An 18,666-nucleotide genomic window follows, 5' to 3' on the forward strand; every position below is an offset into this window, starting at 1 on the left:
ATACCGTCCAATGCTTACTTGAGGCTCGATTCATTCCTTAGAGGTATCACTCAGTGGAATTGAGGCAGGTGCGCTATTTCCTGGCAGTAGCAGAACACCTTCACTTCGGCCGCGCAGCTCAGAGCCTGCATGTGACGCAACCGCCGCTGAGCCGCCAGATCGCGGCACTGGAGCAAGAGCTGGGCGTAATGCTGTTCGAGCGGCATTCGCGGGCTGTCAGGCTAACCGCAGCCGGCCAGAGCTTCGTTGATCAAGCGCGTGCGTTGGTCGGGGGCCTTGACCAGGCGGTCCGCGGTGCACAGGCCAGCGCCAGGGGAGAACGGGGCGAGCTTCGTATTGGCTTCACCTCCATGGCCGCGTGGGCCTTGTTGCCCGGGTTGCTCAAGCGCTACTGCGATCATTACCCCCAGGTGCAGGTCAATCTGAACGAAGTGCTTCCACGAGACCTGAATGCATTGGTATACGCCGGTGAAGTCGACCTCGCGTTGTCGATCCCCACGGCGGAGCCTACAGAGCTTGCCTATCACCCCCTGGCGCAGGAGCCGCTTTGCCTGGCATTGCCCTCCGATCACCGGCTGGCCAACGAGGAAGTGATAGCCCTGGCGCGACTGGCCGATGAGCCGTTCATAGGTTTCCCACGGGCCACAGCCCCTGCCTTGTACGAGGCGATCATCGCCTGCTGTGCACAGGCCGGTTTCGAGCCACGGGTGCGCATGCGTACCCATTTGCAACAGACGATCGTCAACCTGGTTGCCGCAGGGCTGGGTTGGGCATTGGTGCCCGAATCGATCAGCCGGCTGGCCTTGCCCGGTGTGAGCTTCAAGCGCGTCTCGTCGAGCCCGCTTATCACCTATGGTGCGTGCTGGGTAGCAGGCAACCGCCACCCCTGCCTGTTGAGCTTTCTGGCGCTGGCCGGTTTACCCGTGAACGGCCTTGAACAGCGCTTTGATAAGGTCTGACTGTGTGATGATACCGACCAGCCGGCGTTTGGCGTCGATGATCGGGATGTGCCGATGGCCTGCTACTGAAAACACGGGCACCAGGTCCATCAGCAGGCGGTCGCTGCTGGCAACCCGTACATTACGGGTCATGATCTGGCCAACTTGGCTGTCGCCCCCGGGGGCCTTTGGGCGCAACAGCGAGCGCAAGCGCCAGGCCACGCCTTCGTGTACGTCCATGTCCACTTGGCGCATGAAATCGGCCACGGTAACGATACCGACCAGGTGCCATTGGCTGTCGACTACCGGCAGGGCCTTGACTCGGTGCTTGCGCATCAGGGCCCAAGCCGCCTGCAGCGCCGTATCGGTGCGCGCCACCACAGGGTCCGGCGTCATCACATCCTGGCATCGCAACACGCCCATGGTGCGCTGGTAAGCCGCTGCTTCTGCCTGCTCCAGCAGGGCCTGAAGGTCATCCCGGGAAATGTCCAGCACCTGGTTATAACGCGCAAGCGCAGCGTCCAGATCGCTTTGCTGCAGCCTCGCTTCGGCGCTGGGTGGGCGTTGCCGATGGGGCCAGCGGTGACGGGTCAGATTGTTGTAAAGCAAGCCGGCAACCACCATCAGTACGGAGTCCAACAGCACTGGGTGCAAGGCAATGCCGAAGTCGCTGGCCCCGGCCAGCACCATCAACAACGCCGCGGCCCCACCCGGTGGGTGCAGGCAGCGCAGCGCCATCATCACCACGATCGCCACGCCGACTGCCAGTGCGGCCGCCAGGGTAGCGTCGGGTATCCAGCGAGAGCAGGCAATGCCCACCAAGGCCGAGAGGGTGTTGCCGCCGATGACTGACCACGGCTGAGCAAGCGGGCTGGAGGGCAGCGCGAATACAAGCACGGCGCTGGCACCCAGCGGCGCTACCAGCACCAGCGCCAGCAGGGGCGAGGTGTGGGCAGCCAGCCCCTGTGACCACCATGCTGCGCCAAGTGCAGCGAGCAGGATGCCCAGGGCTGCGCCGATGCTAGCGCGTAGCTTTTCCTTCGGTGTGATCGTGAGTGGGGCAGGTAGCAAAGCCTTGAGCCAGGCCAGGCTATCGGGGGTATGGGGCATGGGGAACCTTGGCAGAAGAAGAATGAACGCCGGCATCGCCAGTGGGCTGGCTGTCAGGGCAGGGCGGTGCCATGTTAGCCCCGTGACCCGGTTGGGATAAATCCCTTGGCACTACACAGCGCGATACAGTTGCGCGATGGGATGCTCTCGGTAACGAACCTATGCTTGGCGCGTTCAACCGCCAAGGAGCTCACATGCAACCGTTACCCCCCGTCAAGCGCGTAGTGACCGGCCACGATGCCATCGGCAAGGCCGTAATCACCGAACAGGGCCCCGCGCCCGCCCAGTTCCCTATACCGGCCGTCCCGGGCATGCACTTTCAGGAGATCTGGAACACCGGTGCCCTGCCAGTGGCCCTGGACAATGCTGCCGACCCCACCTTGCGCCCACTGCAGCTGGCACCGATGCCCCACAGCGGGCTCATTCGAGTGGTCGATATTCCGCCCGACAGCATCCAGAACCAAGCCAGCGATGAAGCCATCGCCGCAACCCTCGCCGCTGTCGGCGCACCCGCAGCCGAGCCGAACGGGCGCCACAAGCTGATGCATCGCACGCAAACCCTGGATTACGGCATCTTGGTGCAAGGGGAGCTCTGGCTGATGCTCGATGACGAAGAAGTTCGCCTCAGCCCAGGCGACGTAGTCGTACAACGGGGTACTCGGCATGCCTGGAGCAACCGTACCGAGCAGGTGGCACGCATCGTATTCATTCTTCAAGATGGCTATTACGCAGAGGGGGTCACGCCGCGCCAGCCCTGATGTAATCGATGAATGCCCGCAGCGGGGCGGGCACCAGGCGCCTCCCGGGGTAGTAGAGAAAAGGCCCGGAAAATTCGAGCCACCAAGGTTCAAGCACCGGTACCAGCTCGCCCCGCTCGAAATAGGGTCTCAACCAATCTTCGAAGAGGAACACCAACCCGGTGCCAGCCACCGCCATGTCCACGAGCAACTCGGTGGCACCGCCGATCTGCACCAGCAATGGCCCGCCGGGGTCGACATTTACCTCCACACCATCACATTCGTATTCCCACGGCGGTTGGGTGCCGCTGGCGAAGCGCCCGCGCAGGCAGGCGTGCTGCAGCAATTCATCGGGGTGTTGCGGCACGCCGTGCCGTGCCAGATAGGCCGGCGCCGCGGCCGTGGCGTAGCGTTGCCGCCTCGGGCCGATGGGTACCGCGATCATGTCCTGCTCCAGTCGCTCCTCATAGCGGATACCGGCGTCATGGCCGCTTTGCAGAATGTCGACGAAGCTGTCCTGGGCGGTGACTTCTACACGGATGTCGGGGTAGCGCGCGAGAAAACCGGGCAGTACAGCGGGCAGCACCAGGCGGGCGGCCACTATCGGCACGTTCAGCCGCAGCGTACCGGCAGGGCGGTCGCGGAACCCATTGACCACATCCAGGGCGGCGTGCACTTCGCTGAGCGCCGGCTCCAGGCGCAGCCGCAGGCTGGCACCGGCTTCGGTAAGCGCCACACTTCGCGTGGTGCGGTGCAACAGCCGTACGCCCAATTGCGCTTCCAGGCGGCGGACCGCGTCGCTTAAGCGAGAGGCGCTGTCGTTGCCTTGGCGTGCGGCGTCGCGAAAGCCACCGGCGCGGGCCACGGCGAGGAAAGCCTGAAGGTCGTTGAGATCGTTTGGCATTGTTCTGAAAACCGGACGAGGTGTGCGAACTGTAGCGGATTGTCGTGCAGCGCGCCCACGCCTAACGTTGTGCGCATGCCCACATCACGGAGTTTCGCCATGAGCCCACTCGAACACTGCCCTACCGCCCGCTTGGGTGATCGCGAGGTAAAGCGCCTTGGCTACGGTGCGATGCAACTGGCCGGCCCTGGGGTATTCGGGCCGCCGAAGGACCCCCAGGCCGCGCTGGCAGTGCTGCGCGAGGCCGTCGAGCTGGGTGTCGACCACATCGATACCTCGGATTTCTACGGCCCGCACATCACCAACCAATTGATCCGCCAGGCGCTGCATCCCTATCCCGACCACCTGACCCTCGTCACTAAAGTCAGTGCCCGGCGCGGGCCCGACGGCGCCTGGCTGCCGGCCATGAGCCCTGCTGAGCTGACCACCGCCGTCGAGGACAACCTTCGTAACCTTGGCCTCGAATACTTGGAGGTGGTCAACCTGCGCAGCATGCATGGGTTGCATGCCCCTGCCGAAGGCTCCCTTGAAGAGGCCCTGACCGCCTTGGCGCAATTGCGCGAACGTGGCTTGATCCGCCATTTGGGCGTGAGCAACGTGACCCCCACGCAAGTGGCCGAGGCACGCCGGTTAGTGCCGATCGTATGCGTGCAAAACGCCTATAACCTTGCCAACCGCCACGACGACGCACTGATCGATGCCCTCGCAAAGGACGGCATCGCTTATGTACCGTTTTTTCCCCTCGGCGGGTTCACGCCCTTGCAGTCAAAGGGGCTTGACCTCATCGCTGCGCAACTCGGCGCCACACCCATGCAGGTAGCGCTGGCCTGGCTACTGCAGCGTTCGCCCAACATCCTGCTGATCCCAGGCACGTCCAACCCGGTGCATTTGCGGGAAAACCTGGCCGCGGCTCAGCTGACACTGCCACCCCCGGTAATCGCTCAACTCGACCAATGGAAGGCTTTGGCGTAGCCATTGGTATTCGGTTTTTCCGAACAGTTATATCGTTATAACCCTTTTTTATTAGCCCGCAGCCGACGGTAACGTGGAATGGTCACTACAGAGGAGACCGCTCCATGTTCCCTGGTATTGTGCTTTGTCTGGCGCTGGCCGGCGCTGGCTATCTTCTGGCCCATCTACCTGGCCTTGCCAGCCTGGGCCTTAGCCCATTGGTCTATGCGCTGCTGCTTGGCGTAGTGGTGGGCAATCTACCGCGCGTCGGTGGCAGGCCTGGGGTGCAGGCTGGCCTTGGGTTCTGTGCACGGCCGTTGCTGCGCCTGGGCGTGGTGTTGTTCGGCCTGCAACTGACCCTCAACCAAGTCTTTGCATTGGGTTTGCCTGCCATTGGGCTGGACCTGTTAGTGGTGTGCAGTGTGATGTTCATCGGTTACGCCGTGGGTACCCGGCTGCTGGGTTTGGCCCCGGACGTTGCCTTGCTTACCTGCGCTGGCAGCGCAATATGCGGCGCGGCAGCGGTGCTGGCGACGGAGTCGACCATCCGTGCCAGGCCTGCGGCGACGTCAATGGCGGTGGCTACAGTGGTGTTGTTCGGCTCCGCGGCCATGCTTGTGTACCCGCTGCTGTATCCGCTGAGCGGCTTGGGCGAGCCGCTGTTCGGGGTCTACATCGGCGCCACCGTGCACGAAGTGGCCCAGGTGGTCGCGGCCGGAGGAGCGGTAGGGCCGGATGCCCTGGCCAGTGCGGTGGTGGTCAAGCTGGTGCGGGTGATGTTGCTGGTGCCGTTCTTGTTGCTCGTTGGGCGCTGCTGGGCAGGCGGTGTGGAAGCGCCCGGCAAGCTTACGGTGCCATGGTTCGCCTTCGGCTTTGTGCTGATGGTGATCTTCAACAGCTATGTACCTATCCCCCCCAGCCTGCACAGCGGCTTGGCCCAGGCCGGCCAGTGGGCACTGGCCTTGGCCATGGCAGCGCTGGGCTACCAAACCCGCTTCGCCCTGCTCAAGGCGTTGGGCTGGCGGCCGTTCGCGCTGGCACTGATGCTGTTCGCCATGCTGACCCTGGGCGGCCTGCTCGTGGTGCGCACGTTCTTGGCGTGAGCCCACTCAGCCACCGCGTGCGCCACCGGCGGCATCGGCGACCGCGTTCCACACATGCAGCGCGGCATACGCCCGCCACGGCCGCCACGCCTCGCTGCGGCCGCGCCACTGCGCGGGCTTGAGCAACTCGGGGTGTTGGCGCTGTATCTGCTGCAGCAGTATAAGGTCGGTGCCCGGCCAGGCATCGCTGTCGCCCCATGCACGCATTGCCACGTATTCCACCGTCCAGGGGCCGATACCGGGCAATGCGAGCAGGGCGGCGCGCTGGTCGGGCAGGGGGGCCGCACCGCGCTCCAGCGGCAGGTTGCCTAGCGCTACTTGTGCCGCCACCCCTTGCAGCGCCGCGACTCGCCGCCCGGGCATGCCGATGTGGTCGAGGTTGGCAGTGGCCAGCGCCTGTGGCTCTGGGCACACGGCGCTCAAGGCTCGGTTGACCACGCCCGGCACCGCGCCTGCAGCACGTTCGACCAGCCGGCCCATCAGAGTGGTGGCGGCTTTCACGCTGACCTGCTGGCCTACCACGGCTCGCACGAGTAGCTCGAACGCTGACCAAGCGCCGGCAACCCTAAGCCCGGGCGCCAAACGGCTAAGGGGGCCCAGCCAGGGGTCCTGGCCAAGGTGTGCATTGATCGGAGCGGGGTCAGCCTGCAGGTCGAACAGCCCGGCCGCCCTAGGTAGCCAGCTGTCCAAGTGCGCGGCGGCGGGGCCGTACGCGCGCAGCAACAGGCGCCCGGTGGCCAGCGGCGTTACCTGGAACTGCCCGGGCAGCCCCTCCCAGAGCAGGTTGCGCCAGTAGCCGTCCGCCAGGCTGGCCAGCTCCACGCCCGCGGTGGCCCGGCCATGCAGGAAGCGGATCAGCCGCGGCCAGTCCAACGGTGGGGTGTAGGGCAGTTCGCAGTCTTGCTGGGCGACACCGGCGACAATCTTCATTCTCGAGCCTCACGCTGACCAAGCCCCAGCGTGCCTGAAGCCTCAGCCAGCGCAACCCGTTTATTGCACCTTCTTCATCGGCAAGGCCGCCCTATGTGTGGCCTGCGGCTCAAGGGGCTGCCTGGCACGTGAAACTCGGGGCCCGGTCGATGTCGCCACCCTGATACCTGGCCACCTGTGGCCAGGGGCAAAGGGGCCGCGTGCGGGTCAGCCGGTCGCCTTCATAGGCCGCTGCCACCAGAGTGGCTGGGGCCTGCCCGGCGCTGACCCAGGCGTCCAGCGAGGCGATCACATCGCTTTCGGGGGCACCTTGGGCAGGCGCTTTCCAATCGACCTGGCCGAACTCGTCCGGGCCGGTACCGCCAGAGCAATGGTCCATGCCCGGCACTAGGTACAAGCGGCTGAACGCATCGGTGCTGCTGCTGCCCATCGTGGCTTGCAGCTTGCGGTAATAGTCCACAGAGCTTTGCGCGAAGATATTGGCATCGCGCAGGCCATGGAACAGGATCAACTTGCCGCCCGCGCGCATGAATGGGCCCAGGTCGGGCTGGCTGGGTGCCAGCGGGGCATAGGCCGCCCGGGCCGCTTGCGCATCAGTGTCGAAGTCGAAGCTCGACCAGCGTTGGGCGCGCCAGCCTTGGCCCAGCACCAGAGCCAAGGGGCCTGGGCTTGCGTCGATGATGGACGTGCCGGTGTCCAGGTGTGCGATGCGGGCCCGCGCGCCGCCCGCATTCTCTGCTCCAGCCGGAAAAACCGGGTAATAGCGTTCGCCACTGCGGGGGTTGACCGGGCCGTTGCGCAACGCCACGAGCGCGTCAAGCTGCGGGCGGGTGAGGCACTGGTCAGTTTCGCTGCCTTGGCAAAGCAGCGGCTCAAGGTCGACCTCGCACCGTGAGGGGTCGTCGATCTGCCCGTCAGCCAGGCCGTCGCCGGCATCGCATTGCTTGAGCACCGCCGCCTCGATAGCAGGCAACTTGCCCGGCCCTATGGCGGCCGCGGGCGAAGCCTGCGTTTTGGCGTAGCTGAAGCCCTGAAACAGCCCGACGCCGGCGAAATCGATACCGGGGGCGCCGGCCACGATGCCGTCGTAGTCGCTGGGGTAATTGAGCGCTTCGGTCATCGCCTCGAAGCCGCCGCTGGAGCAGCCCGCAAACAACGCGTAGCGTGGCGCCCGCTGGTAAAACGCCGCCGCGACCGCTTTGCCCAGCACGGTCATCTGGTGAACCGCCCGCTGATGGTAATTTTCTACCCGCTGTGAATGGCCGGCCATCTGGATGAAGCCGCTGTCGGCATGGGTGCCTACGTCGGTGTTCGCTACCGCGTAACCGCGGGTCAGGCCATTGGCCAGGGCACTGTAGACGATGCGCCCAGCGAAGCCACCGTTGCCGGTGCCAAGGAATCGCCCGTTCCAGGCGCTGCCAACCGGCAGCCACACTTCATGATTGATGCTTGCACCGAGTGCCGGTGTGGCGGTCAGGCGCACGCGGCAAAAAGGGATGCTGAAATTCGTTGGCACTGCGCGCAGCGTCGCAGCGCTGGCGGAGGCCACGAAATCGGCGGCCGCCACCTGCCCCTGTTCAAGCTTGAGCGAGGTGAGCGCCGCGCAGGCCTGAGCGTCGGCCAGCCAGGCCAGCTCTGGTGGCTGGGTGACGGCAACCTTGGCGCTGCTGGAAACACAGGCGATGGCCATGGCCATTGCAGCCAGCGCAGGAAGGGCAACGTGCTTCATCGATGCCCTCCGGCGGCGATCGAAACGAGGTGGGTAGCTAACCCTGAATCGGCGTGCTGCTGGGTTTCTTTAGGCACCTGTGGCGCTGCTGCGGCTGCCGGGCAGGGCATTGTGCATTTGCTCGGAAACCTAAAAAATGAGCGCCCCAAACGTGCCCGCGCCGAGACCTGAATGCTTCGCCTGGATGATGTGCAGATCTTCGTGCTCGCTGCCGAACAAGGCAGTTTCTCCAATGCCGCGCGGCAATTGAACATTGCCCCGGGCCTTGCCAGCAGCGCTGTGATGCGGCTGGAGGCTGCACTGGGTGCCAGGTTGTTCGACCGCTCCACGCGCAGCATGCAGCTGTCGGAGGAGGGCGAACGTTACCTGCCGCACGCTCGCGCCATGCTAGAAGCTCAGCGCGGCGGCCAGCAAGCGCTAGCCAGAGGCCAAAGCACGCTGGCCGGCCCGCTGCGCCTATCGGCCCCTTCAGACCTTGGCCGTAATGTGCTGTTGCCCTGGCTCGATGAGTTTCAAGAGCAGCACCCTGGGGTGACCCTACAACTGCGCCTGAGCGACCGGGCTGCCGACTTGCTGCGCCAGCCTCTGGACGTAGCGGTTCGCTACGGTGCGTTGAGCGATTCCTCTCTGGTGGCGCTGCCTCTGGCCGAGCAGAACCGCCGCGTGCTGTGTGCAGCGCCGAATTACCTGGCCCGCCAGGGCCGCCCACTGCAGGTGGAAGACCTGAAACAGCACAACTGCCTGCGGTTCATCTGGGGCGAGCAGGTTCACGAACGCTGGCGCTTCACGCTACCTGCTGGCGACCGCGTGGTGGCGGTGTCTGGCGATCGCGTAAGCGATGACGCCGACGCGGTACGGCGCTGGGGGGTGAGCGGGTTCGGCATTTTGTATAAGTCACGCCTGGATGTGATCGATGACCTGCGGGCGGGCCGCTTGGTGGAGCTGCTGCCCGCCGCGCACTGTGAGCCGGCGCCGCTGAACCTGATCTGCGCCCACCGCAGCCGGCTGACGCCGCTGGTGGTTCGGTTGCGCGAATTCCTTCAGGCCCGTTGCACCGAACTGCTGGCGGGGCCTTGACCTGCATGCACTTCAAGCCTCGCTGGCGTAGCCTTCCACCCCCGCCGCATGCCGCCCGGCGATGTAGCCGAAGGTCAGCGCCGGCCCCAGGTTGATCCCGCCTGAAGGATAGAAACCGCCCATCACGCTGGCCATGTCGGTGCCCACCGCGTAGAGGCCGGCAATGGGCGCACCGCTGGCACCCACAACCTGAGCCTGGGCGTTGGTCTTGAGCCCGGCGAAGGTGCCGAAGCTTCCAGGGCGCACCTTCACGGCATAGAAAGGCCCGGTTTCGATGGGCGCTACGCAGGGGTTTGTGGCCTTGGTCGAGGGGTCGCCCATCTTGCGGTTGTAGGCCGTGGAACCACGGCCGAAGGCCGGGTCACTGCCGTGCCGGGCGTGCTCGTTGTAACGCGCCACGCTGCGCTCAAGCCCCGCCTGGTCGATGCCACAGGCCTGGGCCAGCTCGGCGAGCGTGTGACCACGGAGCAGATAACCACTGCGTAGCACCGGCCCCAGCGGTACCGGAAAAGGCCGGGCGTAGCCCAGGCCGAAACGGCGCAGGCAGCGGTGGTCACACACCAGCCACGAAGCCACCTCCTCGCCTTCGGGGCAGGCGGCAATCATGGCGGTGGTGTAGTCGTAGTAACCATCAGCTTCGTTGCAAAAGCGCTCACCGTTTGCCAGCACACCGATCACGCCGGGCTTGGCGCGGTCGATGATGTGCGGAAAATGCCCAACCGTGCCGTCACCATGCTGTACGCGCGACACCGGCGCCCAGGCGGCGGGGCTGGCCAACCCGGTTGCGATCACGCCCCCCACCGACTCACCCAGGCGGATACCGTCGCCGTTACACTGCTCAGGCGGCAATGCCAGGTGCTCATTACCGGTGGGTGTTCGAGGAAACAGCGCCTGCCGCCGAGCGATGTCGTGAGGGAAGCCGCCAGCGGCCAGCACCACGCCCTTGCCGGCGTTGATGTGCAGCGGCCCTTGCGGGGTTTGTACCCATGCGCCGGTCACCCGGTCGCCGTTTTGTAACAGGGCCTTTGCCGGGGCGGATTCGATCAGCAGCACGCCCTGATCCTGCGCAGATTTTGCCAACCGCGCAGCAAGGGCCACACCGTTGACCAAGTGCATCGCCCGCCCGTGCACTGCCAGGTCGCGCAAATGCCCGAGCACGCGCCGCGTGACGTGCCAAGAAGACCTGGCCGAGCGGGTGAGGGTCAGGAACGCCGAAAGGTCGGCACCGGCCATGATCGGCATGCCGAGAAATGCCGTCTCGCGCATCGTCTTGCGCATGCGCTTGATCAGCTTCCCCATCCGCCGGGCATCGTAGGGGGCCGCGATGACCTGATGGCCACCAGTGGCCGCGCCAGGTGTGTGGCCATGGATGTCCGGTATGCCGTTGCCGTCGGCCCACTGCAGTTCCGTGTGTTTCTCGAAAAACGCCACCATGTGCGGGGCGTTGTCCAAGAAGGCATCGACGCGTGCCGGGTCGTACTGCTCACCCAACTCGTTGCGCAAGTAACGACGTGGCTCAGCTGGGTTTTCATCGATGCCCGCGCGGCGGGCCAGGGGGTTGCCGGGCAGCCAGGCCCAACCGCCAGACCACGCTGTGGCGCCGCCAAAGTGGCTGTGCTTTTCAACCACCACCACCTTCAGGCCGTGCCAGGCAGCGCTGACCGCCGCGGCCAGCCCTGAAGCGCCGGAGCCGATCACCAGGAGGTCACAGTCGATCGTGTGTGAAGGAGAATGAGGAAGTGACATAGGTGAGCCCATTCGATGAATTGGAACAGGGTTCCACTAAATGAATTGGCTTGTCAAATTGAGGGGTGAAAGCCGTCGAGGCCGGTGGGAAACCTCAAAAATTGAGGTTGAATAAATCCAGAACATTGTTCTAAATAAAAGACCGACCCCTTCATTCGAGTCCTTTGCATGACGTCTCGGGTTTTTTCATTGGCAGCCCTGACTGTGCTGGAGCTACCTCCGCCGCAGATGATCTTCGCCGCCGCACAGGCAGGCTACAGCCATGTGGGCCTGCGCCTGGAGCCGGCGACCGCCCAGGAGCATCATTTTCCACTGATGGCCAGCCGCACCTTGCGGTGCGAAACAGCCCAGGCGCTGCGTGACACCGGGGTGAAGGTGCTGGATGTCGAAATTCTTCGCTTGAAGCCCGAGACTGACGTGGCGTTTTTCGAGCCTTATCTAGAGGTGGGGGCCGAGCTGGGTGCCAGCGAACTGCTGGTGGCGGGCAACGATGCAGATCAGGCCCGCCTTACAGCTCGTTTTGCGCAGTTGTGCGAATTGGCCCGCGGTTACGGCATTTACCCCCATCTTGAGTTCATGCCCTGGACCGACGTACCTGACCTGGCCAACGCCTTGGAGGTGGTCGAAGCGGCGGCGCAGCCAAACGGCTGCATTCTGGTCGACGCCTTTCATTTCAACCGCTCGTGCTCTTCACTTGAGCTACTTGAGCGCGCTTGCAAGCAGGCGCCTGAGCGGTTCCGCTACCTGCAGCTCTGCGACGTGCTTGGGCCGGTGCCGGCCAGCATGGATGAAATCCTGCGACAGGCACGGCACGAACGGCGTTTTCCAGGCGACGGTGATTGTGATCTGCAGGGTTTGCTGGCGGCGTTACCGCCGGGCATTGCAATCAGTGTGGAGGCGCCAACGGTGCAGGCACCGCCGCTCACAGCTCAGCAGCGGGCGGCAGTGGGGCTGCAGAAAACACTTGAGGTATTAAGGCGTATCCCTTCGCCTGCCTGACCCTCAGGGGCGGGCCAGCTTCGCCACGATACCCGCTACGTGCGCACCCTGATGGCGGGCGATCTCCAACTCACGAGCATCGGGCTGGCGCGAGCCATCACCGCCTGCAAGGGTCGAAGCGCCGTAAGGGGTGCCGCCGCCGACTTGGGAGATATCGGCCAGCGCGGGGATGCTGTAGCCCAACGGTACGATGACCATGCCGTGGTGGGCGAGGGTGGTCCAGAACGAGGTAATGGTCATCTCCTGGCCGCCCCCGGTGCCGGTGGAAGTGAACACACTGGCCACCTTGCCCACCAGGGCGCCCTTGGCCCACAGCCCGCCGGTTTGGTCCAGGAAGGTACGCATCTGCCCCGCCATGTTGCCGAAGCGCGTAGGGGTGCCGAAGATGATCGCGTCGTAGTCGGCCAACTCTTGAGGCGATGCAACCGGGGCCTGCTGGTCCACCTTGCCGTGAGCCGCGCTGAAGGCGTCGGCAGGCATGGTCTCGGCCACGCGCTTGACCGTGACCTCGACGCCCTCAACGCTGCGCGCGCCTTCGGCGACGGTGTTGGCCAGGGTTTCTACATGGCCGTACATCGAATAGTAGAGAACGAGAACTTTAGCCATCGGTGTGCCTCCGCATCAAGGAAAGGGTACGGAGAAAGGACAGCCAGCCGGGGCTGGAAATTCCGTGAAGATAAAGGCGGGGTTCAACAGCTTTGATAAGAAGGGAAAGGGTTAGAGGCTTAGCGGGCGCTGGCGAGGCATGGCGCCCCGCGCAGTGCCTTAAGGTGATGTTATTTCGCGGCGCGGGCCTGATCGCGCAGGGCTTTGATCTGATCGTGGTTGCGCAGCACGCCGTCGTACTGCTTCTGGATCAAAGCGCGTACATCCGGGGTCAGGTGTTGGTTTTCCAAGGCCTTGGAGTAGCTCTTCTTGGCAACGTCTTCACCGCGCTCGGCTTCATTGAGCAGGGCTGCGTCGTCCTTGCCAGTAATTGCGGCCTTCAGGTCTACCCAGCGGCGGTGCAGGTCGGCGCCAACGCTGGTAGTGGTCTCCGGTTCGCCGCCAAGGCGGGTGACTACGGCTTGCAGCTCGACGGCTGCCGCAGCGGTGTCAGCCGCGCGGCTGCTGAAGACACTGCGCAGATGCTCGTTGTTGGTATGCTCAGCCAGATCTTTGAAGCCTGCTTCACCATCTTTGGAGGTTTCAATCAGGTCGTTCAGTACCTTGATGGTCTCTTTATGGATATCGGTCATAGCATGTTCTCCAGATGGACGGCCCGAGGGCCTTAAAGGCAGCCAAGTGTGGCGCGTCAACGCGCCTGAAAATTTAGGTGCCGCGGCGGGGCGGAAGGTTCAACTCAGTTCTGTACGCTCTGAACCGAGCCGCCATCGACCCTCAAATTGCTGCCGTTGATGAACGACGCCCGTGCCGACACCAGCAGCGCGATGGCCGCCGCGACTTCCTCGGGCTGGCCGCGCCGCTGCTGGACGATCCCGGGCCGTTCCTCTTCGAGAAAGCTCTTGACGGCCTCCTCGAAGCTCACACCCATGTCCTTGGCGCGTTTTTCCATCATGCCGTTGGTCATGCCGGTCTCGATGAAGGCCGGCGCCACTGTGTTGCAGAGCACGCCATGGCGCGCTTCTTTGTAGGAGAGGTTCTTGATGAAGGCACCGAGCCCCGCCTTGGCGACGTTGTACACCGCCTCCTCCCAGTAGGGCTGAACGGCGTTTTCCGAGGTGATGCATACCAGCCGCCCCCAGCCCCGCTCACGCATGGCAGGGATCGTGGCCCGAGCAACGCGCACGGCGCTGAAAAAATCGGTTTCCCAGGCTTCCAGGTAGTCAGCGTCAGTGAGCTCCAGTGGGTCGCCCTTGGCGCCGGTCACGCCAGCGGTATGCACGACGATATCGACGGCCCCGAAACGGGCCTCGGCTTTTTGCACCAAGGCATCGACTTCGGCTTGGCGGGTCATGTCTGCTGCCAGCATCAACACATCGCTGCCCAGGCCAGTGCAAGCGCTTTCAAGCGCGCCCTGCTCGAGGTCGGTGAGCACGAGCTTTACACCTTCCTCTGCCAGCAGCTGGGCGGTGGCCAAGCCAATACCGCCACTGGCGCCGGTGATCAATGCGACGCGGTCTTTCAAACCCAGATCCATGGTGCGAGCCTCTTGTCAGGTGGGTGGCAGATTGCCCTCCCTGTTGAGAGCCAAGCGACGATGTTGGTTTCATTTTTTGAGCACGCGCGCCACGTGGGCGGCTGAACAATTCGGCGGCCATAGCGCTCTGAGTCAATACCTGAGCACAGCGGAGAGTATCTATGAACCCTCGGACCGAAGGCCTGGAAGAGCAGGGGCCAAACCGTATTCCCTTCATCAATGACCCGGACAAGGCCAAGACCGAGCCCGAGCGCGACGAGGAGGTCAACCAAGAGCTGGAAGAGGAAGAGGAAGAGGGTGATCAGTAAGTTCGCGCCGTGCTCATGAGCGCGCAGTGACCTCCAGTACCTCGGTGCGCCGGCGTGCCCTACGCCTGCGCGCATGCCGCTGCGCCAGCTTCCCTCATGGCCGTTCGGCCAGCGCGCCAGGCCACTTCCACGAACCGTCGGATGAGTGCATTTTCCCGCTCGCAATGCCAGGCCAGTGCCATTTCTGCCTTGGGCATTGTGCCCGTCAAAGGGCGGAAGGCGACCTCGTGTGTGTTATGGCGAACCACAGAGGCAGGTAACAAGGTGATGCCCAGCCCCGCGCCCACCAAGCTGAGCATCGACGCCAGTTGGTTCACCTCCTGAACCACACGGGGTTCAATGCCATGCTTGGCGAAGACAGGGTCGAAGCGGCTGCGAATATAGCGGGCCTTCGGGGCGGAAGTGGCGATGAAGGGTTCGAGCGCCAACTGGGGCAGGTCGATCGACTCGCAGCCGGCCAGTGGGTGCCCGGCGGCCATTGCAACTACATAGGCTTCACTGCCCACCAGGCGAGTCCTGAGCCACTCAGGCTGGCGAACTGGCCTCATCAAGCCCACGTCGACGCGCCCGGTTTCGAGCGCTTCCAGTTGCTCGCCCGAGCTCATTTCCACCAGTGACAGCTGCACATCCGGATAGCGCTTGCGATAAGCAACCACGATGGGTGAAAGCACATTGAAAGGCGCCGCATCCACGTAGGCCACGGTCAGCCGGCCGACTTTACCTTCTTGGGCCAGGCGTGCATGCGCCACGGCGTTCTCTACGCTGGCAACGATGCTGCGTGCATGGGCGAGCAGCACCTGCCCGCCTTCGGAGAGCGCCACCGTGCGGCGAGTGCGGTCGAACAGCCTGACGTCAATCTGCCCCTCCAGCCTGGCAATCTGCTGGCTCAAGGCTGATTGGGTAATGCACAGGCGCTTGGCCGCTCGGCTGAATTGCAGCTCTTCAGCCAACACGATGAAGCTGTGCAGGTAGCGCAGGTCGAACCCCATGAACACGCTCACTTATTAGTAAATTTAATTTTTATAGTGGTATCGAGTAGCCACCCTATCAGTAAAGGGCGGTAGGTGCGCCCGCTATCCACTGCAAGGGGCAAACCGATGATTCCAACGCCTTCAGCCAACCAGCGACCCCACGTGCTGTTCATCAGTGTCGATCAGTGGCCTGGCCACCTGTTCGGCCACGCCGGCAACCGTGTGATCGAAACACCGACCATCGATGCCCTGGCCCGCATGGGAGTGCACTTCCCCAATGCCTTTGCCGAGTGCCCGATCTGCATTCCGGCACGGCGCAGCATGATGACCGGTACCTCGCCGCGTGTTCATGGTGACCGTATCTTCCAACCAGCACTGCCGATGCCGCCTTTGCCCACTCTGGGGGCGGTGTTCACCCAGGCCGGTTATCAGACCCAAGCCATCGGCAAGTTGCACGTGTACCCAACCCGGGACCGGATCGGCTTCGAGGAAGCCTGGATCGCCGAGGAGGGGCGCAGCAATCTGGGCGGCGTCGATGACTACGAACTGTTCCTGGCCGAGAACGGCCACCCTGGCGAGCAGTTTCTCCACGGCATGAGCAACAACGAATACAGTTGGCGCCCCTGGCATCTGGAGGAGCGGCTGCACGTTACCCATTGGACCACCCGCGCGGCCGCCACCAGCATCAAGCGCCGCGACCCCACGCGCCCAGGTCTCTGGCACGTTTCCTATACGCACCCGCACCCGCCGATTACGCCATTGCAAAGCTACCTGGATCGCTATCGCCACCGTGAGATGGATGGGCCGGTGCACAGCGCCTGGTCAGCCGACTCCCAGGCGCTGCCCCACGCGCTGAACGTTGCCAAGGGGCTATGGCCCACGCTACCCCCCGAGCAATACGCCGATATGCGCCGCGCCTTCTATGCGCAGTGCACCCACATCGATCATCAGCTGCGAATATTGATCGGTACATTGCGCGAAGAGGGGATCTTGAATGACACGATCATTCTGTTTACCGGCGATCACGGCGACCTGCTGGGCGACCACGGCTTGTTTGCCAAGCGCTACTTCTATCAGGGCAGCGCCCAGGTGCCCATGCTGTTGGTAGGCAGAGCCGGCGACCCGCTCACGCCTCCCGGGCGGGTTGACCACCGGCTGGTGGGGCTGCAGGACATCATGCCGACCCTGCTCGGATTGTGCGGGGTCGACATCCCGGACAGCTGTGAAGGCCTGAGCATGGTGGGTGAACGCAGCAGGCCCTACCTCTACGGTGAAGCGCTGGAAGGGCCGATGGCCTCCCGCATGATCACCGACGGTACCTACAAGCTGATCTGGTACCCCGCCGGCAACCATTTTCAGCTCTTCAACCTCGCCCAGGACCCGCGCGAGGCCCAGGACCTGAGCCAGGCGCCTGCCGAGCAAGAGCGGCTCGAATCACTGAAAAACCACCTGGCGGCCCAGTTGTATGGCTCCGACCTGCAATGGGTGGAGGGTGAGCGCCTGGTGGGGTGCGCTGCGGCGCCTCACGAACCGGGCGTCAACCGTGGCCTGTCTGGGCAGCGAGGGCTGCATTACCCACCGTTGGCGATAACGAGTAACCCGGGCCAGGTGGTCGGTTTCGGTTGATGGGCACCTTGCGGTGCGTGGACAACACTACAAAAAAGGTAAATAAAATGTCCCAGAAGTTTTCGAGCTCCGCCGACGGCAAGCCCGCCACCGCGCTGGCTGACAAGGCCTTCGGCAAAGTGGCGCTGCGCCTGTTGCCGTTGTTGGTGCTGTGCTATTTCTCGGCCTTTCTAGACCGCGTCAACGTTGGCTTCGCTGCGCTGACCATGCGCGAAAGCATCGGCCTTTCCGCCACCGCCTTCGGCGTGGGCAGCGGCATTTTCTTCATCGCCTATTTTCTGTTCGAAGTACCCAGCAACCTCATGCTCCACCGAGTCGGGGCGCGCCGCTGGATCGCCCGGATCATGATCTCGTGGGGCCTTTTGTCCGCAGCCACAGCCTTCGTCTGGGACGGCACCTCATTTTTGGTGCTGCGCTTTTTGCTGGGCGCAGCCGAGGCAGGGTTCTATCCGGGCATCATCTTTTACCTGACACAGTGGTTTCCGGATCGCAGGCGCGCGCAGATCATCGGCATCCTGCTGCTTTCCAACCCGCTGGCAACCATCGTCGGCGGGCCGGTCTCCGGGCTGCTGCTGTCGATGGGCCCACACCACGGGCTGGCCGACTGGCAGTGGTTGTTCATCATCGAAGCGATCCCGGCACTGGTGCTGGGGCTGGTAGTGCTGTTCAAGCTGCCGGATCGAATCGACAGCGTGAAATGGCTGAGCACCGAGGAGAAAGCCGCTGCGCGTGCGGCGCTGGATGAAGACGCTACCCGCCGGGAGGGGGGCGCCAGCGTTTCAGCGAAAGGGTTCTTCCTGCATCCCCATGTGTTGTGCCTGGCGCTGATTTTTTTTGGCATTTCAATGACCAACGCCACCGTGAATTTCTGGCTGCCGCAAATGATCCGTGGCTCGGGTTTTTCATTCACGGCCACCGGCTTCATCGCCGCGATACCCTACATCGGGGCGGTGGCAGCGTTGCTGGTCTGGGGCAAACGCTCCGACCGGCGCCAGGAGCGGGTCTTTCATGCATTGGCGCCCCTGGCCCTGGCAGTGGCCGGGCTGTTGATCACCGCGCTGATCGGAACACCGGTGGCGAATATCGCAGGCCTTACCATCGCCTCGATAGGGTTGTTCGCCGTGTTGCCGGTATTCTGGACGCTGCCGCCGCGCTTCATGGTGGGGGCAGCAGCGGCAGGGGGGATCGCCGTGATCAACTCCATCGGCAACCTCGGTGGGTTCTTTGGGCCTTCCTCGATGGGTTACATCAAGGACATGACAGGCAGTTTCTCCCTGGCGCTACTGCTCGATGTCGCGATGCTGGTGGTCAGCATGGTGACGCTGCTTGCCATGGCCAGGCTCATCCGGGGCCACCGGCCCGCCCAACAGCCGGCTGCTCAACCCGGCGAGCAATGA

Annotated in this window: 18 protein-coding genes; 9 read left to right on the forward strand and 9 right to left on the reverse strand. The window is 63.9% G+C overall.

Features of this window, described 5'->3' with window-relative positions; all coding sequences use genetic code 11:
* Positions 1–53 precede the first annotated feature (53 nt).
* Positions 54–959: a LysR family transcriptional regulator gene (locus F474_RS01230; RefSeq protein WP_097086645.1), complete on the forward strand. Its 906-nt coding sequence runs from the start codon at positions 54–56 to the stop codon at positions 957–959.
* Here F474_RS01230 and F474_RS01235 read toward each other — a convergent pair.
* Positions 918–2,048 (reverse strand): HPP family protein, encoded by a 1,131-nt coding sequence (locus F474_RS01235; RefSeq protein ID WP_097086647.1) that lies wholly within the window; start codon positions 2,046–2,048, stop codon positions 918–920. The two genes, F474_RS01230 and F474_RS01235, sit on opposite strands and share 42 nt — an antisense overlap.
* A 194-nt stretch (positions 2,049–2,242) precedes the next feature.
* On the opposite strand from F474_RS01235, the gene F474_RS01240 reads away from it, so the two are divergent.
* The gene (locus F474_RS01240) at positions 2,243–2,806 is read left to right on the forward strand and encodes a cupin domain-containing protein (protein ID WP_097086648.1); all 564 of its coding nucleotides are present in this window, start codon (positions 2,243–2,245) and stop codon (positions 2,804–2,806) included.
* On the opposite strand, the gene F474_RS01245 is transcribed toward F474_RS01240, so the two are convergent.
* A complete protein-coding gene (locus tag F474_RS01245) occupies positions 2,787–3,689 on the reverse strand; it encodes a LysR family transcriptional regulator (RefSeq protein WP_097086650.1) in 903 nt (300 codons plus the stop codon). The genes F474_RS01240 and F474_RS01245 overlap by 20 nt on opposite strands.
* Positions 3,690–3,788: 99 nt before the next feature.
* Between F474_RS01245 and F474_RS01250 the strand changes: the two genes are divergently transcribed.
* Together F474_RS01250 and F474_RS01255 are read left to right on the forward strand one after the other, a co-directional pair.
* Positions 3,789–4,661, forward strand: a complete 873-nt coding sequence (locus F474_RS01250; protein WP_097086652.1) for an aldo/keto reductase family oxidoreductase — start codon at positions 3,789–3,791, stop codon at positions 4,659–4,661.
* Positions 4,662–4,765: 104 nt separating this feature from the next.
* Entirely contained in the window at positions 4,766–5,743 is a 978-nt protein-coding gene (locus F474_RS01255) for a YeiH family protein (protein ID WP_097086654.1), read from the forward strand.
* 6 nt (positions 5,744–5,749) lie between these two features.
* Here the strand turns inward: F474_RS01255 and F474_RS01260 are convergent, their stop codons facing one another.
* Positions 5,750–6,673 (reverse strand): DNA-3-methyladenine glycosylase, encoded by a 924-nt coding sequence (locus F474_RS01260; protein WP_097086656.1) that lies wholly within the window; start codon positions 6,671–6,673, stop codon positions 5,750–5,752.
* A gap of 109 nt (positions 6,674–6,782) precedes the next feature.
* The gene (locus F474_RS01265) at positions 6,783–8,402 is read right to left on the reverse strand and encodes a tannase/feruloyl esterase family alpha/beta hydrolase (RefSeq protein ID WP_097086658.1); all 1,620 of its coding nucleotides are present in this window, start codon (positions 8,400–8,402) and stop codon (positions 6,783–6,785) included.
* A gap of 171 nt (positions 8,403–8,573) precedes the next feature.
* Here F474_RS01265 and F474_RS01270 point away from each other — a divergent pair, with 171 nt between their 5' ends.
* Positions 8,574–9,479 carry a LysR family transcriptional regulator gene (locus F474_RS01270; RefSeq protein ID WP_097086660.1) on the forward strand — a complete coding sequence of 302 codons (906 nt, stop codon included), beginning with the start codon at positions 8,574–8,576 and terminating at the stop codon, positions 9,477–9,479.
* Positions 9,480–9,491: 12 nt separating this feature from the next.
* Here F474_RS01270 and F474_RS01275 read toward each other — a convergent pair whose 3' ends face one another.
* Positions 9,492–11,225 carry an FAD-dependent oxidoreductase gene (locus tag F474_RS01275; RefSeq protein WP_097086663.1) on the reverse strand — a complete coding sequence of 578 codons (1,734 nt, stop codon included), beginning with the start codon at positions 11,223–11,225 and terminating at the stop codon, positions 9,492–9,494.
* A gap of 168 nt (positions 11,226–11,393) precedes the next feature.
* Here F474_RS01275 and F474_RS01280 point away from each other — a divergent pair, with 168 nt between their 5' ends.
* Positions 11,394–12,224: a sugar phosphate isomerase/epimerase gene (locus tag F474_RS01280; protein WP_097086664.1), complete on the forward strand. Its 831-nt coding sequence runs from the start codon at positions 11,394–11,396 to the stop codon at positions 12,222–12,224.
* Between the two features lie 3 nt (positions 12,225–12,227).
* Here F474_RS01280 and wrbA read toward each other — a convergent pair whose 3' ends face one another.
* The 3 genes from wrbA to F474_RS01295 form a co-directional block, all read right to left on the reverse strand.
* Complete coding sequence (wrbA, locus tag F474_RS01285; protein WP_097086667.1) at positions 12,228–12,830, reverse strand: NAD(P)H:quinone oxidoreductase; 603 nt, start codon at positions 12,828–12,830, stop codon at positions 12,228–12,230.
* 170 nt (positions 12,831–13,000) lie between these two features.
* Entirely contained in the window at positions 13,001–13,462 is a 462-nt protein-coding gene (locus tag F474_RS01290; protein ID WP_097086669.1) for a PA2169 family four-helix-bundle protein, read from the reverse strand.
* Positions 13,463–13,566: 104 nt separating this feature from the next.
* Positions 13,567–14,364: an SDR family NAD(P)-dependent oxidoreductase gene (locus F474_RS01295; protein ID WP_097086671.1), complete on the reverse strand. Its 798-nt coding sequence runs from the start codon at positions 14,362–14,364 to the stop codon at positions 13,567–13,569.
* Between the two features lie 161 nt (positions 14,365–14,525).
* On the opposite strand from F474_RS01295, the gene F474_RS22595 reads away from it, so the two are divergent.
* Positions 14,526–14,672: a hypothetical protein gene (locus F474_RS22595; RefSeq protein ID WP_165830248.1), complete on the forward strand. Its 147-nt coding sequence runs from the start codon at positions 14,526–14,528 to the stop codon at positions 14,670–14,672.
* Between the two features lie 59 nt (positions 14,673–14,731).
* On the opposite strand, the gene F474_RS01300 is transcribed toward F474_RS22595, so the two are convergent.
* Positions 14,732–15,661, reverse strand: a complete 930-nt coding sequence (locus F474_RS01300) for a LysR substrate-binding domain-containing protein (protein WP_097086673.1) — start codon at positions 15,659–15,661, stop codon at positions 14,732–14,734.
* A gap of 108 nt (positions 15,662–15,769) precedes the next feature.
* Between F474_RS01300 and F474_RS01305 the strand changes: the two genes are divergently transcribed.
* Entirely contained in the window at positions 15,770–17,269 is a 1,500-nt protein-coding gene (locus F474_RS01305) for a sulfatase-like hydrolase/transferase (protein ID WP_097086676.1), read from the forward strand.
* A 47-nt stretch (positions 17,270–17,316) separates the two neighbouring features.
* Positions 17,317–18,666, forward strand: coding sequence for an MFS transporter (locus F474_RS01310; RefSeq protein ID WP_097086677.1), 1,350 nt, complete (start codon positions 17,317–17,319; stop codon positions 18,664–18,666).

It is taken from the genome of Pseudomonas sp. URIL14HWK12:I12 (assembly GCF_003097135.1).
GTDB lineage: Bacteria > Pseudomonadota > Gammaproteobacteria > Pseudomonadales > Pseudomonadaceae > Aquipseudomonas.

What these genes read in the sequence shown, in the direction of transcription:
- F474_RS01235 (WP_097086647.1), bottom strand. Translation starts at nt 2,048, where the DNA reads ATGCCCCATACCCCCGATAGCCTGGCCTGGCTCAAGGCTTTGCTACCT.
- F474_RS01240 (WP_097086648.1), top strand. Translation starts at nt 2,243, where the DNA reads ATGCAACCGTTACCCCCCGTCAAGCGCGTAGTGACCGGCCACGATGCC.
- F474_RS01245 (WP_097086650.1), bottom strand. Translation starts at nt 3,689, where the DNA reads ATGCCAAACGATCTCAACGACCTTCAGGCTTTCCTCGCCGTGGCCCGC.
- F474_RS01250 (WP_097086652.1), top strand. Translation starts at nt 3,789, where the DNA reads ATGAGCCCACTCGAACACTGCCCTACCGCCCGCTTGGGTGATCGCGAG.
- F474_RS01255 (WP_097086654.1), top strand. Translation starts at nt 4,766, where the DNA reads ATGTTCCCTGGTATTGTGCTTTGTCTGGCGCTGGCCGGCGCTGGCTAT.
- F474_RS01260 (WP_097086656.1), bottom strand. Translation starts at nt 6,673, where the DNA reads ATGAAGATTGTCGCCGGTGTCGCCCAGCAAGACTGCGAACTGCCCTAC.
- F474_RS01265 (WP_097086658.1), bottom strand. Translation starts at nt 8,402, where the DNA reads ATGAAGCACGTTGCCCTTCCTGCGCTGGCTGCAATGGCCATGGCCATC.
- F474_RS01270 (WP_097086660.1), top strand. Translation starts at nt 8,574, where the DNA reads ATGCTTCGCCTGGATGATGTGCAGATCTTCGTGCTCGCTGCCGAACAA.
- F474_RS01275 (WP_097086663.1), bottom strand. Translation starts at nt 11,225, where the DNA reads ATGTCACTTCCTCATTCTCCTTCACACACGATCGACTGTGACCTCCTG.
- F474_RS01280 (WP_097086664.1), top strand. Translation starts at nt 11,394, where the DNA reads ATGACGTCTCGGGTTTTTTCATTGGCAGCCCTGACTGTGCTGGAGCTA.
- wrbA (WP_097086667.1), bottom strand. Translation starts at nt 12,830, where the DNA reads ATGGCTAAAGTTCTCGTTCTCTACTATTCGATGTACGGCCATGTAGAA.
- F474_RS01290 (WP_097086669.1), bottom strand. Translation starts at nt 13,462, where the DNA reads ATGACCGATATCCATAAAGAGACCATCAAGGTACTGAACGACCTGATT.
- F474_RS01295 (WP_097086671.1), bottom strand. Translation starts at nt 14,364, where the DNA reads ATGGATCTGGGTTTGAAAGACCGCGTCGCATTGATCACCGGCGCCAGT.
- F474_RS22595 (WP_165830248.1), top strand. Translation starts at nt 14,526, where the DNA reads ATGAACCCTCGGACCGAAGGCCTGGAAGAGCAGGGGCCAAACCGTATT.
- F474_RS01300 (WP_097086673.1), bottom strand. Translation starts at nt 15,661, where the DNA reads ATGGGGTTCGACCTGCGCTACCTGCACAGCTTCATCGTGTTGGCTGAA.
- F474_RS01305 (WP_097086676.1), top strand. Translation starts at nt 15,770, where the DNA reads ATGATTCCAACGCCTTCAGCCAACCAGCGACCCCACGTGCTGTTCATC.
- F474_RS01310 (WP_097086677.1), top strand. Translation starts at nt 17,317, where the DNA reads ATGTCCCAGAAGTTTTCGAGCTCCGCCGACGGCAAGCCCGCCACCGCG.